Here is a 13,232-nt window from a genome sequence, read left to right on the forward strand (position 1 = left end):
AATGCTTTATCAATTCCAGTTTCGCACTTATCAGCGAAAATTTAAGCGTCCACTGCAAACAAGTCACGGCATTTGGGATATTCGCGAAGGAATTATCCTGCGAATTGTGGACGAAAACAATCAAATTGGTTGGGGAGAAATTGCGCCTTTGAGTTGGTTTGGTTCCGAAAGTTTTGAGCAATCTTTAGATTTTTGTCGCCAGTTGCCAGGTAATATTTCATCAGAGATGATTTTTGCTATTTCGGCTGAATTGCCGGCTTGTCAATTTGGCTTTGAGTCGGCACTATCAAACTCTAGATCCCCCCTAACCAAGGACGGGCACGGGGGCACCGCCCCTACTAAGGGGGGGACAAGAAATAGTCTCAAAGTCCCCCTTATTAAGGGGGATTTAGGGGGATCTAGACTTCGCCTAAAATCGACATTGATTGCGGGTTCAGTATTAAGCAGTCAACAATCGATAGAGGCTGGGAATGAGGAAGAAAAAAATCGGTTCAGCGGTTTATTGCCAGCAGGAGAAACAGCTTTGCAGGCTTTACCAATACTTTGGTTAGAGGGATATCGCACGTTTAAATGGAAAATTGGGGTGGCTGCAATTGAACAAGAATTAAAGATTTTTCAGCAGCTAATCGAAGCAATGCACAATTTGTGCGATCGCGAAAAAGCATTTTTGCGGTTAGATGCCAACGGGGGACTCAGTTACTCGCAGGCTAAAACATGGCTGGAAGCTTGCGACAAGGTAAAAGCAAGTGACTTTTCCGCAAGCATTGAATTTTTGGAACAGCCGCTGCCAGTAACACAGTTTCAGGAAATGGTAGAATTGAATGCTATTTATGCAACTCCGATCGCCCTTGATGAATCTGCCGCCAACCTCGATCGCATCCAAGAGTGCTACAGCCAAGGCTGGCGGGGAATTTTCGTCATTAAACCTGCGATTGCTGGTTCTCCATCTCAACTGCGAAAATTTTGTCAAACTCACAATATAGACGCTGTTTTTTCATCAGTATTTGAAACCGAAATCGGCCGAGAAGCAGCATTAAATTTAGCAACCGAATTATCTGTAAATAAGAGAGCACAGGGCTTCGGCACCGATTGCTGGTTCGACGACAATCATTCGATTTTAGATTTTAGATTTTAGATTACTCCTGGGGCTCAGAAACCGGGTTTTTTACGAAAAGACGCGTTGCAGCCGACAAATTCGGTAAAAAACCCGGTTTCTTTGTCGGAGTGAGTAACTCCTGTAATTGTTTTGGATCGAGAAACTTGGTGAAAGCATCTATGGCAACAAATCTAACAGTAAATATCCTGGATATCGCGGCTAGCTTGCCCGATAATTGGCTTATCGGTTGTGACAGTCGCGAATTTGCCCAAATTGTCGATCGGCTATTTCAACAATTCACCCAAAATCCCGCACAAAAAACACCCCCAAAAATTTGCATCGCCGAACCAGAACCCGTGCAATTTCTGGCCAGTTTCATCGCCGCCCGCGCCGCCAAATGCCCGATTTTTCTGTGCAATCCCAACTGGGTAAAACAAGAATGGCAACAAGTCTTTGATTTAGTTCAACCCGACTTAATTTTGGGACAATGCCCGCTTGCCATCACTCCCCATATCCCAGTCGGCGAAGGCGGACTTCGTTTGTATAGCCGCGAATTCCATTCGCCGACTAAAAACGGTGCTGATAAGATTATGATTCCCACCGGCGGTTCGTCGGGAAAAATTCGTTTTGCCATCCACACTTGGGAAACGCTAACCGCATCAGTACAAGGTTTTCAACAATATTTTCAAGTTGACCAAATCAACTCATTTTGCGTTTTACCATTATACCACGTCAGCGGTTTAATGCAATTCATGCGTTCCTTTACTACCGGAGGAAAACTGGCTATTCAGCCCTTTAAAGAATTAGAAAATGGTAAAATATGTCAGATTGAGTCCGAAGAATTTTTCATTTCTTTAGTTCCAACTCAACTGCAACGGCTGCTGCAAAATCCAGATACAGCTAATTGGCTTGGACGCTTTCGTGCCGTACTTTTGGGCGGTGCTCCCGCTTGGCCGGAACTTTTAGAAACAGCTAGAAACTATCAAATTAAATTAGCGCCTAGTTACGGCATGACCGAAACTGCCTCGCAAATTGCTACACTAAAACCCCAAGATTTTCTCGCTGGCAATAACAGTTCGGGTGAGATTTTACCGCACGCTAAAATAACTATTCGCAGTACCAATGGCGAGATTTTGTGCGACAATCAAATCGGAAATATTGTGGTAAATGCTAAATCTTTGGCGTTGGGTTATTATCCGAAAAATTTTGCCGATGACCAATACTTTCAATTAGACGATTTGGGATTTTTTGATAAAAATAACTACTTAAATATCGTCGGACGCAGCAGCGACAAAATTATCACAGGCGGAGAAAATGTTTTTCCGGCGGAAGTCGAAGCCGTTTTGCGATCGACTAATTTAGTTGCGGATATTGCTGTAATTGGCTTGCCAGACAAAGATTGGGGTCAAGTCGTTACGGCTATCTACGTTCCCGCTAATTCCGAAGTTACTGTCAAAAATATGCAAGCGGCAATAGAAGATAAGTTGAGCAAGTTTAAGCGACCGAAATATTGGGTAGTCGTCGAACAATTGCCGCGCAATTCTCAAGGCAAAGTCAATCGAGAACAATTGCAAGAAATGGCGATAAAATATCAATAATTATTAGGCGATCGCAATCAATGCAGAAGGCAGAATTTCTCAGGCTTATTTCCGACTCCTGTCAACTGTCAACTGTCAACTGTCAACTGTCAACTGTCAACAGTCAACAGTCAACTGACTAATTACGACAAACCTAATAGCCTTCTCGTCCTCTCCGCTTCTTGTCTTTGAAAATCCACAAACTTCAACATTCGGTAAAGTACCTCTATTTGGGGCAACTTAATACCTGCTTGCTGCGCCACCCGTATCGGATTACCAAAAATCGCCTCAACTTCCAGGGGCCGCGATTCATCATAATCGATTTTCATGCTGGTGCGGTAAGGCTTCATTTTCTGAGTGTATTCAAGCATTTGTGGGATAAAGTCATCGGGAATAATGCGATCGCAACTTTTGGCTCCCGCTACCACTTCCCCCATGATTTCCTCCACTAAAATCAGAGTATCAGGATTAGTCATCAGTTCGTCAGTTCTCGCATCCAACACTACAGACAGCCCGTTATAAGGAATATTCCAAACCAGCTTTTTCCACCTTGACAATAGCAAATCTTCGCTCATCTTAATAGGAATATGAGCACGTTTAAAATCCTTAGAAATTTGGTGCAATCTATCAGTAATACCGATTGCTTTGTAGTCCTGGGCATATTCTCCCAGGGTGATAGTGCCGTAATCTAAGTGGCAGATATGACCGGGCCCAACTTTATAAGAGCAGAGAAAACACAGCCCGCCAACCACTCGTTCTGCACCAACAATTTTAGCTACTTCCGGTTCGGCATTCAATCCGTTTTGCAATACTAAAACCGCCCCGTTATCCTTTAATAAAGGAGGCAAAATTTTAGGCAACAAGTGATTTTGAGTTGTTTTCAGCGCTAGAATTACTACGTCGCACTGAGGCATTTTGTGCGCGTCGTGGTAGGCGCGGACTTGGGGGAGGGTGAAGTCGCCTTCGGGAGACTCGACAATCAAACCGTGTTTTTTGACGTGATCGTAATCGCTGCGTAGCAAAAAATTGACTTCTAAACCTGCTTGTTGCAGTCTAGCACCGTAGAATCCGCCTAAAGCTCCCGTGCCCACAATGGCATAATTGCGATTTGACATACTATCAAAAAGTCAGAAATAATATCAACAAAACAGAAATTTAACTGTCATACCCTGCTATTATTTAAAGATAGAGCTAATCACAGATATCAACTCTCAAATTTCCTCATCCACTCCATCAAGTCTTCCGATAGCTGTTTTCGAGTTCGGCTAACTGCATCAATGCAAACGTGCTTAGTAAGAGCTTTAGCAGCGCTTCTTCCTGCAACTTCCTCAGAAAATACTTGATAGGCAATTTCAAATTCATCGCCAGTAACTTGTTTAGGCGTCAATTGAATTATCAGCCGATCGCCCGCAAACATTGGGCGATAAAAATCTACACTAGCATGAATTATGGGAAAAGCAACCTCGGGATTGCTGAAAAATGCTTTGAGATTGATTCCCGATGCTGCTAGAGATGCCTCGTAAGCTTCGTGGCACATCGCCAAAACGTTAGCAAAGTAAACGACTCCAGCAGCATCGGTATCTTGAAAGCGAACAGTACGGGTGTAAGTGAAAGGCATTTGAGGTAGTAGCTGGCGATCGCAAATTAGATCGCACTTTTACCAACCATCATATCGGTAAAACCGCACTTTTGGAGAAGTTGTCAGCTAAGTAAGTAGGCACTAATTTTTTCTATTGTAAAACTCGCCCTCCTCACTCCTCCCCCTTCTTTCTTAACCTTTGTTCTTAATCAACATCACGTCTATAATCTTGAGGGCAATATCTTCGGAAATCCCCAATGCACTGTAAAGATCGTTCAAAAGTTGTTCTTCTTCTTCTGAAACCTCGCCATCTGCTAAAGCGATATCAGTTGTCACAGCAAAGACTGTTTCTTTAAGTTCGTCGGGAAGCGTTGCTAAAGCGGCATTAAACAGTACCTCAACTCCTTGCCGTTGCATAATCATCAGCAGGCGATCGAGCATTTTTCTCATCACGTCATCAGGATAACTGCGGAACAGTTGCATCCGAGATAGCGTCATGCTAATCGCTTTACTTTCGCTGTCATTGATGTAACCGTCGGCTGCTACGGCAATTAGGGCGATCGCCGCAAATGATTCGGCAGGCCCTAACGTTACTTCTGTTTCTTGGCGAGTCTGCGATACTTTATCAAATAAACCCATGATATTTTCCTCATTATTTAGTGGTCGATTTATGGAGTCAGGATGGGTTCTGGCTCTGGAGGTTTCTTGGGAGATTTTGATAATTATATCAAATTTTGTTAGTTATTTATTATCAATAAAATTATGAAAAACTTAAGAATTTTTATTTCGCCCTTTGGCGCTGCAATGGCGGGTTTAATCAGCTCATGAATTGCCTTCCCATATTTCAGGTAAAACCCGCCCTCCCAGCGCAGACGATCTACTTGTCAAACAGGGCTAAATCTGCTTTCAGGAAATCAACAAACTGCCGCGCAGTCCTGCCCGATCGCCCGTTGCGACGAGTTGCCCATTCTTTAGCGCGGTGTTCCAAATCATCAGCAGCGAGTTTGATTTCAGCAAGTTCTGCCAGATGTCGGACAATTGTTAAATAAGTGTTTTGATCGGCCGGTTCAAAAGTTAAAGTCAAGCCAAATCGATCGCTAAATGAAAGTTTTTCCTGCACAGTATCCCAAGCGTGAACTTCATCTCCATCGCGGGGGCGAGGTCTGTCGTCAAAAAACTCTCGAATTAAATGCCGTCTGTTAGATGTGGCGTAAACTACCACATTTTGAGAGCGAGCAGTGACATTCCCCTCCAAGACAACTTTCAGAGCTTTAAAAGCATCGTCATCTTCCTCAAAGGAAAGGTCATCCACAAAAATAATAAACTTTTGAGGAACTCCCCGCAACTGCTCGACAATTAGCGGCAAATCTTGCAAATCCGATTTAGATACTTCAATCAAGCGCAGATTGCGAGATCCAAACTCATTTAATAGCGACTTCACCAAAGAAGACTTACCCGAACCGCGGCTGCCGTACAGCAAGACGTGCAAAGCCGGATAACCTGCCAGCAAAAACTCCGTATTTTTCACCAGAGCATCCCGCTGCCAATCGCAGCAAACCAACTCTTTTAAAGTTATGCCATCGGGATGCGAAATACTCGCCAACTGCCTTCCCCGCCACGCAAAAGCGCGATATTCGGCAAACAAACCAGTACCAAACTGTCTGTAATAAACTGCCAAAGATTCCGCCGCGCTCGACCATTTTTCCAGTTTTCCGTGCAGCGGCAAATCTTCCTGTTCTGCTACAGTTTCTGAATGCCAAATCGGAGGCACTGCGTCAAGTTGACCCGCTACCCGCACCCACTTGCTCAACTGTTCGCTGCTGCATTCGTAAATATTTTGCAGCACTTCTAAATCATGTCGGGCTGCCTCCACCAAAGCGGGGGGCAAACTTGCAAAATCTGTTTGCTGTGCTCGGCGTGAAAAGGGGTTTTCGTCTTTGAGAATTTCGGAAATCAGAGAATCTTTCCAGCTTAAATTTTTAGCAGCCTGAACTTTGAACCAGTTCCCGTAAGCTACCTGACATTCCAAACCGCTGACTTCGCTGTGGTGGAGGGCTTGCAGCAAGTCGAGAAAAGCTTGACCCGCAGGGCTTTTGAGAACAGATTGATACAGCAGCAGGGATGCTGCGAGGCGCTGGAGGTAACGGATTTGGGCGATCGCACCAGAAGTTAGGGCTGACATAATGGCAATTGTATAACAGTTAGATATCCTGACTGGCTTTAATAAATTTTCTAACAATTCGTGACATTAATTGCAGGCTGCGCTGTATAAATTTAGATGCAAAGAGTGAAATCGGGAGGATTAAAAATGAATTTAGGTACAGCAGCGGCGATCGGCTACGGCATTTTAACACTGGTTGGCGGCATCATGGGTTATATCAAGGCCAAAAGCCAAGCCTCGCTCATTTCGGGCTTGATTAGCGGTTCCCTGCTAATTTTTGCCGGCACCGCACAACTCATGGGACAAAGTTGGGGTTTAACATTAGCAGCAGCCATCTCCGCTGTTTTAGTAATAGTCTTTATTGTGCGCCTTGTTAAAACTCAAAAATTCATGCCTGCCGGAATGCTAATTTTAGCTAGCTTAGCGTCTTTGGGCGCGATAGTTTACGAAATCAGCGGTCAATATCAATAATCTGTTGACTGTTGACTGTTGACTGTTGACTGTTTTTAGTGGTCAGTGGTTATTTGTTAATTGTTAGTTGTTCGTTCTAATAACCAATAACCAATAACTACTAACCAATAACCAATAACCAGTGACCAATAACTAATGACTAATGACTAATGACCAATAACTAATGACTAATGACTGCATCAATATACTGCTGAACTTCCCTGAGTTGCTGCCGCTGGTATTCGATCCAATCTTTTTCCGCCGCTCGCTGTTGGGGCGCCTCTTGCTGATACCGCGCCTGCTTCTCTAAAAAATTATTGTAGAACTTTATCGCTTTTTCCACTGTGTGAGTTGCCAGTTTCATGCGCTCCTCAAAAATTGCTATAATCATCTTATCCAGGATGAGTCCAATCCCTTTGCAGGACTCTTCAAAATCGACCAAACTGATTCCCATCTTGCTTTTATGAACCAAACTTTCTACAGGTTGTTTCAGCGTTTCTTTAAAAGTCTTCATATAACAATCAGGCAAATATTTCAGTGGCTCCGTAAACTTCGATACAATCTCCCCGCCTATTGATTGCAGTCGCTCTCTAAATTTCGACTGACTGTTTAGGTCGAAGCATTCAATACAAAATTCAATCTTTTCTATATCAATAGATTGTAATTCTTTAAAAATTAAACTTAGTTCATTCTCCATAATTAACATCACTCGCTCGGCTTGGGCATCAACTTCATTCCGCAACTCTTTGTGCAAATTATCTTTTTCAAAAAAACCAATAGTATCTCTTTGAAAGACTTGAGGGTTTTTATCCCACAAAAACCACTGATGTTTTAACTTGGTCGCCTTGTCGCTCCAAGATTGGCGAACTTTAGCAACAGCATCAGATTTGCCCTGTTTTCCTAAACTGCGAATTCTCACATCGCATCCGCTTAGTTCGCCAATTTGCTCCCAGACATCAACAGGAGATGCTCGCGCAATTCTCGGCTTGCTATTCCAGACATCCTCAGCCTGAGATACATCTTTGAAACATACCTGAAGTAGCCCCTTGAGTCTGATGGCAGATTGCTTAATTTCGTCAATACAAGGTTCCACATCTAAACTGAGTTGGGTAGCTGACTGTTTAATCTCCACGGATTGATATTCGTCTGCCAACAATCGATCGCTAAACTGGGTAAGAGCCTGGAATACCTTGAGATACTCATTCATTTCCTTTCATCCCTCGTTCCCCTAAATAGCATACAATACAAAACATCTGCCTTTTTGAATACGAGCTGAGTCATACCATTTTAGATTTTAGATTAAAGAATTGAAGAATTGGGAATGACTGGTGACTATCGTGGTTTGGAGTACGGGCCTACAGTTGCATTTTTTTAAAACTGGTGTCACAACATGGATTATCTATTCACCCCTGCAACTCAGGCTCTACTCAATACTGGCAAACTGGTACAGCCTACTACCAAAACAGGAAAATTGCTCCCTGCCGCTAGAGATCCGGTGACAGGGGAGTTTGTGGAGCTTGCAAAAATCTTTTATCAATCAACAACTGGAACTAGCTCCTCGCGCGGAGTTCTAGGATTGCTCGCACAGTTAGCCGCAGGTGGCCCCATACAGCCGCTGGTAGCTCCCGTGTACGTGACAGTGGCGCCGTTGCAGGTGGCTCAAACTCATCAGGGGTTTCAAAAAATATACAGAATGCTTAACTGTCTGAAAATTAATTTGGCAGTTATGCAAGCGACTGCTGCTGTCATTGGTATTGGCACTGTATCGAGCACAGTTTTGTCAGCAGTAAACCTCAACCAAGTATTAAAAATCCGAGAAGAGGCAAAGCACCAAAAGCTAAAAATTAAAGACGGATTTATCGATCTCAGACACATCCTCAAAGATAGGGGAGTAGAGGTGATCCAGCAGATTTTTAAGGTGGCTCACGACTCTAGTTTTGAAATGCACCGCCAGAAATTGGTTAACGGTTACGAGATTTTTTCTAAAGCTATAAAACGCTGTCAGTCAGCCCTGACAGTTCCCGATCTTAAACTTCGGAATTCCGAAATTAATAGGGGGCGGGATATGCTGTTTGAGGCTTTAAAAATTTATGATAATTCTAGTTTGTTGGAGGGGCTGTCTTCTGCAGGAAAGCTCAGGCAAATGGAATGTGTCTGGGCGATCGAGCAGGCGATCGGCGTCACGTTTCACTTGCAGCGGGCCTACGATATGGTGAGCGATCGCCTGCTGGAACTCCAATCAAAAATTTGTCAAAATCTTCTAACTGTTGTTAAAGGATGTCAATCCGAACCCGAACTAGATTTTTTATTTCCCGAAGTTACTAGGATTCTCGGTCATGATTTAAGTGTAATAGAATTTTGGCAAAATGAGGTTGATTGGATGCAAACTTTGTCTCCAAAAGAGCAGCACCAGTTAGCTAGTTTAGATAAACTCAGCGGCGAGAGTTTAAAAAGCAGCGTGTACACTACATTCACGGTATTAGCTGCGGAACCTTCACTTTATGAAAGTTTAAAGCAAAAGTCTCACTTTCTATCCTTGCGCGACCAGCTAACCTTCGCTGTGTCGCCGGAAATTCGCCGGAGATACGAATTTTATGTCAGCCAGCAGGCTATCGCTACTGGCTATCAAGGTTTAGCTGCCTCGAATTGGCAAGAAATATCCGATTTAACTGTCGCTAACCTCTACCACTTTTTTCAAATCAGAGAGGACTCAACTGAAAATTCTCCAACTGAGGACGAATTAGAAACGCCTTATTGGCACTTTCCCCAAACCTTAAAAAACGAGCTGAATTATAGCAATTAAATGACAGGTGACAATTATCTCAGCCACAACTTAATAGTATTGTCTTTAGAACCGCTAGCAATAGTTTTGCCATCGGGACTAAAAGTCACCACATAAACCTCATCGGAATGTCCCGTCAAAGTATTCAGCAATTCTCCGGTAGCAAAATCCCAAATTTTAATAGTTTTATCCTTGCTCCCGCTGGCAATAAACTTCCCGTCCGGGCTGATAGCAACCGAGACAATATCGTCAGAATGTCCCTTGATAGAGCGAATTAAATCGCCTGTTTCGATATTCCAAATTTTAATACTTTCATCGTAGGAACCGCTAACAATTGTCTTGCCGTCCGGGCTAACAGCAACCGACCTCACCGCGTCGCCATGTCCCTCAATAGTTTTGAGCAACGCCCCTGTTGTGACATCAACAACTGTAATTTTTTTATCCTTAGAAGCGCTAACCAAACTTTTTCCATCTGGAGTGAAAGCAACAGAATAAACAAAATCTGTATGGTCTGGAAAACTCTGAATCAAACGACCAGTTGCTGCATCCGAAATCTTTGTGGTTTTGTCTCCGCTGCCGCTAGCCACAAGCTGTCCGTCGGGACTGAGAGCGACAGACCAAACAGAAGCAGTGTGGTCGAGACTGCGAATCACTTGCCCTGTTTTCAAATCCCACAGCATGACTCGCCAAAAACCGGTGCCAGTCGCCAGTTTCGTACCGTTTGAGTCAAAAGCAACCGACCAAATAGTGGAGGAATCTCCTGGAAAAGTGCGGATCGACTTGCCTGTAGCTAAATCCCAAATTTGGATGGTTTTGTCTTTAGAACCGCTGGCCAACATTAAGCCGTCTGGACTGAAAGCAACAGACCCAACTGCATCGGAATGCTGAGCGAAATTTTTGACTTTGGCGTTCTTCCAACGCAGACCTGCTTGGCACTGTTCTTGTAACTCCTGAGCTGACGCATAGGTGCTGGAAGTGTCGGCAATTGTTGGTATTTGGCTGATGCAGCCTTCATAATTGCTGGCTGTATAAAGAGCTTCAATTTGATTGAGCTGTTGGGATTCTTTCTGGGCTAGCTGCTGCCATTCTTGCCATTTGAGATATCCGTAAATTCCGCCGATCGCAGCTAAGATAGCCGCAATAGTTGCCCCGGCGAGATAAGGATTGAATTTGCGAGTTTCTTTGGGGACAAGTGCTGCTGGGCTGGCGATCCTCTCCGTTGGCGTAGCCCCCGTAGGGGCGGGCTGCGCTAACGAAAAATCGGTTTTTCCGTTCAGATTTACCTGCGGGGATACCGCCGGACTTGCCTGCAATTCGAGGTGAGGGGCGCTACTCGCTGGTGGCAGATTGGGGTTGCGGTGTCCCTCCAAAACTGTGGATATCGCCTTGTACAATTTAGCAAATAAAGATTTAGGAATGACTAATTCTTCGATTTTCGCGGCATCTTCGTCGGTAAGCCCTAAAACTTGCTGCAAGCGTTTTAACTCGTCGCGAGTTTCCACAGAAAAGGGATATTCTTGCTGCATTGCTTCTTGCAGTGATTGTTCGTAGCGTTCGCCTTTTTGCCTGTATTTCCGGTAAGGGTTCAATACCTCATCTTCGATCGCCTCTGCTTCTTCTGGCAGCAATTCCAAACTGACGCGCAGTTCATCTAATATTCTCCGACCGACGACGGTAATATCACCCCGGCTGCTGCTACGCCGATCGACTTCTTCGCGATATATTGTTAGCTTGGGAATCCGCGCCCGCGAGCGATCGCCAATTTTCCTCAAATCGGCTAAAGCTTCCGCCGCCGACTGGTACCTCTCCCGAAAATCGTAGCGCACCATATTATCTAAAACATCAGCCAGCGCTTGGGAACAGGTGGCTAAATGCCGCCAAACAATTTCGCCTTTATTAGAATTTTTCAAATCCCGCAATTTCGGCAAATCGTAAGCCGGCAAACCCGTCATTGCTTGGATGCCAATCATTCCCAAAGCGTAGATATCGCTGTTGAGTTGCGGGTTGTATTGAAATTGTTCGATCGGCATATATTCCAGAGTGCCAATCCGCACCGTTACCGGCGCTTGTCTTTGAGCGATGTGAATTTCTTTCACCGAGCCAAAGTCGATCAAAACTAACTTGTTGTCTGAATAGCGGCGGATTAAATTCCCTGGTTTAATATCTCGGTGAATTACTCCCTGTCCGTGTACAAACACTAAAATTTCTAACAGTTCCTTCAGCAAAGGAATCATTTTTTCTTCAGTTAGAGGCTTGCCCGGTACAATCTCGGTTGATAGCGAGTGACCGGCAACAAAGGATTCAACTAAGAAAAATTCTTCGTTTTCTTCAAAATAAGCGAATAGCTGAGGAATTTGGTCGTGTTGACCTAGCCTTTCTAGAACTTCTGCTTCTTTTTGGAAAAGACGGCGCGTAGTATTAATTAATTTCGGTTCGGTCGTACCGGGACGCAGGTGCTTGACAAAGCACTGCGGTTCTCCGGGACGGCGAATATCTTTGGCCAGATAGGTTTGCCCAAATTCTCCTGTTTCTATGACTTCAATGATTTGATAGCGTCCATCTAAAAGTTGGCTCACCATGATAATAACCCAGCCTTTTTTTTGTTGATTTTCGCAAGAAACAGTCGCAATGTTGAGTCAGTGGTATAGACTTTTTCAGGTAAATTAGGTGTTCCTGGGTATTGGCAAAACAGGACATTGGGCATGGGCAAAACTGGGCATGGGCAAAACTGGGCATTGGGCATGGGCAAAACTGGGCATTTGGTATTCTGAATAGTTGTTTCTTTCCTTCTTCTTTCTTTCCTTCTGACTTCTTTCCTTCTTCTTTCTTTCTCTCTTCCTTCTTCCCTCTTCCTTCTTCCCTCTTCCTTCTTTCCTTCTGATATTGTTTCCGGTTGCATGGGAATGATAAAGTCAAGGTCGCGCAATTCCACATTCCCCCACTCCCCACGGACCACTCCCCAGTCCCCATCATTCCGGTGTAACCGGAATTGATATGACTTCTGACTTCTGACTTCTGACTGAGATATTGCACCATTCTCAATTAATTGTTTAGGAACAGGCAAGATGCCTGTTCCACAAGAAAACTCATTCTTTGTGGAACGGGCATCTTGCCCGTTCTTGACAATGGTGCAACATCTCAGTTCTGACATACTTTATTTTTTCAACATCTGCAAAGCTTGATATCCCAAAAAGAAAAAACCCAAAGCGCCGAGTACCGCTATCGTGTTCGCCAACACATCGACTGTCACAAATTCGCCCATTGCAATCTCCTCTGAAAACTGATATCTATCCTCGGCTTTTCGGTCGCTGTCTGGGTGAGGGGTCTTGCCCCTCGCTGCGGGCGAGCCGAAAGATGCTCACAAATTATAGCAAAGGAGGCGGTCAATCGATTTTAGATTTTAGATTTTAGATTTTAGAATTGAAGCATTGACCCCACGGATGAATCCGGGGGCTTGTATCCTGGATGCTTTCGGTCAATCGATTTTAGATTTTAGATTTTAGATTTTAGATTGAAGCATTGACCCCACGGATGAATCCGGGGGCTTGTATCCTGGATGCTTTCGGTCAATCGATTTTAGATTTTAG

The 13,232-nt window shown here is 44.2% G+C and carries 11 protein-coding genes; 4 read left to right on the forward strand and 7 right to left on the reverse strand.

Going from position 1 to position 13,232, the window contains the following annotated elements:
* Position 1 precedes the first annotated feature (1 nt).
* Both QUB08_RS00735 and QUB08_RS00740 read left to right on the forward strand, forming a co-directional pair.
* On the forward strand, positions 2-1,135 hold the full coding sequence (locus QUB08_RS00735; RefSeq protein ID WP_333222591.1) for an o-succinylbenzoate synthase: 1,134 nt from the start codon (positions 2-4) through the stop codon (positions 1,133-1,135).
* Positions 1,136-1,275: 140 nt separating this feature from the next.
* Positions 1,276-2,694 (forward strand): 2-succinylbenzoate--CoA ligase, encoded by a 1,419-nt coding sequence (locus QUB08_RS00740; protein WP_333222593.1) that lies wholly within the window; start codon positions 1,276-1,278, stop codon positions 2,692-2,694.
* Between the two features lie 122 nt (positions 2,695-2,816).
* Here the strand turns inward: QUB08_RS00740 and QUB08_RS00745 are convergent, their stop codons facing one another.
* The 4 genes from QUB08_RS00745 to QUB08_RS00760 all read right to left on the reverse strand — a co-directional run bounded on the left by QUB08_RS00745 (position 2,817) and on the right by QUB08_RS00760 (position 6,434).
* Positions 2,817-3,788 (reverse strand): putative 2-dehydropantoate 2-reductase, encoded by a 972-nt coding sequence (locus QUB08_RS00745; RefSeq protein ID WP_333222595.1) that lies wholly within the window; start codon positions 3,786-3,788, stop codon positions 2,817-2,819.
* 89 nt (positions 3,789-3,877) lie between these two features.
* Positions 3,878-4,291 carry a thioesterase family protein gene (locus tag QUB08_RS00750; RefSeq protein WP_333222597.1) on the reverse strand — a complete coding sequence of 138 codons (414 nt, stop codon included), beginning with the start codon at positions 4,289-4,291 and terminating at the stop codon, positions 3,878-3,880.
* 153 nt (positions 4,292-4,444) lie between these two features.
* Positions 4,445-4,891, reverse strand: coding sequence for a tellurite resistance TerB family protein (locus QUB08_RS00755; protein WP_015178926.1), 447 nt, complete (start codon positions 4,889-4,891; stop codon positions 4,445-4,447).
* 238 nt (positions 4,892-5,129) lie between these two features.
* Positions 5,130-6,434: an ATP-binding protein gene (locus tag QUB08_RS00760; RefSeq protein ID WP_333222600.1), complete on the reverse strand. Its 1,305-nt coding sequence runs from the start codon at positions 6,432-6,434 to the stop codon at positions 5,130-5,132.
* A gap of 126 nt (positions 6,435-6,560) precedes the next feature.
* Between QUB08_RS00760 and QUB08_RS00765 the strand changes: the two genes are divergently transcribed.
* Complete coding sequence (locus QUB08_RS00765; protein WP_190735279.1) at positions 6,561-6,884, forward strand: TMEM14 family protein; 324 nt, start codon at positions 6,561-6,563, stop codon at positions 6,882-6,884.
* 160 nt (positions 6,885-7,044) lie between these two features.
* On the opposite strand, the gene QUB08_RS00770 is transcribed toward QUB08_RS00765, so the two are convergent.
* A complete protein-coding gene (locus QUB08_RS00770; RefSeq protein WP_333222602.1) occupies positions 7,045-8,070 on the reverse strand; it encodes a hypothetical protein in 1,026 nt (341 codons plus the stop codon).
* 183 nt (positions 8,071-8,253) lie between these two features.
* Between QUB08_RS00770 and QUB08_RS00775 the strand changes: the two genes are divergently transcribed.
* Positions 8,254-9,666, forward strand: a complete 1,413-nt coding sequence (locus QUB08_RS00775) for a hypothetical protein (protein WP_333222604.1) — start codon at positions 8,254-8,256, stop codon at positions 9,664-9,666.
* A 14-nt stretch (positions 9,667-9,680) separates the two neighbouring features.
* Here QUB08_RS00775 and QUB08_RS00780 read toward each other — a convergent pair whose 3' ends face one another.
* Both QUB08_RS00780 and QUB08_RS00785 read right to left on the reverse strand, forming a co-directional pair.
* Positions 9,681-12,224, reverse strand: a complete 2,544-nt coding sequence (locus tag QUB08_RS00780; protein WP_333222606.1) for a protein kinase domain-containing protein — start codon at positions 12,222-12,224, stop codon at positions 9,681-9,683.
* Positions 12,218-12,796, reverse strand: coding sequence for a hypothetical protein (locus QUB08_RS00785; protein ID WP_333222609.1), 579 nt, complete (start codon positions 12,794-12,796; stop codon positions 12,218-12,220). Before QUB08_RS00785 ends, QUB08_RS00780 begins: the two co-directional genes overlap by 7 nt.
* Positions 12,797-13,232 lie beyond the last annotated feature (436 nt).

The sequence above is a fragment of the Microcoleus sp. BR0-C5 genome (assembly GCF_036705045.1).
Taxonomy (GTDB): Bacteria; Cyanobacteriota; Cyanobacteriia; order Cyanobacteriales; family Microcoleaceae; genus Microcoleus.

What these genes read in the sequence shown, in the direction of transcription:
- QUB08_RS00780 (WP_333222606.1), bottom strand. Translation starts at nt 12,224, where the DNA reads ATGGTGAGCCAACTTTTAGATGGACGCTATCAAATCATTGAAGTCATA.
- QUB08_RS00745 (WP_333222595.1), bottom strand. Translation starts at nt 3,788, where the DNA reads ATGTCAAATCGCAATTATGCCATTGTGGGCACGGGAGCTTTAGGCGGA.
- QUB08_RS00785 (WP_333222609.1), bottom strand. Translation starts at nt 12,796, where the DNA reads ATGTCAGAACTGAGATGTTGCACCATTGTCAAGAACGGGCAAGATGCC.
- QUB08_RS00755 (WP_015178926.1), bottom strand. Translation starts at nt 4,891, where the DNA reads ATGGGTTTATTTGATAAAGTATCGCAGACTCGCCAAGAAACAGAAGTA.
- QUB08_RS00760 (WP_333222600.1), bottom strand. Translation starts at nt 6,434, where the DNA reads ATGTCAGCCCTAACTTCTGGTGCGATCGCCCAAATCCGTTACCTCCAG.
- QUB08_RS00770 (WP_333222602.1), bottom strand. Translation starts at nt 8,070, where the DNA reads ATGAATGAGTATCTCAAGGTATTCCAGGCTCTTACCCAGTTTAGCGAT.
- QUB08_RS00775 (WP_333222604.1), top strand. Translation starts at nt 8,254, where the DNA reads ATGGATTATCTATTCACCCCTGCAACTCAGGCTCTACTCAATACTGGC.
- QUB08_RS00750 (WP_333222597.1), bottom strand. Translation starts at nt 4,291, where the DNA reads ATGCCTTTCACTTACACCCGTACTGTTCGCTTTCAAGATACCGATGCT.
- QUB08_RS00735 (WP_333222591.1), top strand. Translation starts at nt 2, where the DNA reads ATGCTTTATCAATTCCAGTTTCGCACTTATCAGCGAAAATTTAAGCGT.
- QUB08_RS00740 (WP_333222593.1), top strand. Translation starts at nt 1,276, where the DNA reads ATGGCAACAAATCTAACAGTAAATATCCTGGATATCGCGGCTAGCTTG.
- QUB08_RS00765 (WP_190735279.1), top strand. Translation starts at nt 6,561, where the DNA reads ATGAATTTAGGTACAGCAGCGGCGATCGGCTACGGCATTTTAACACTG.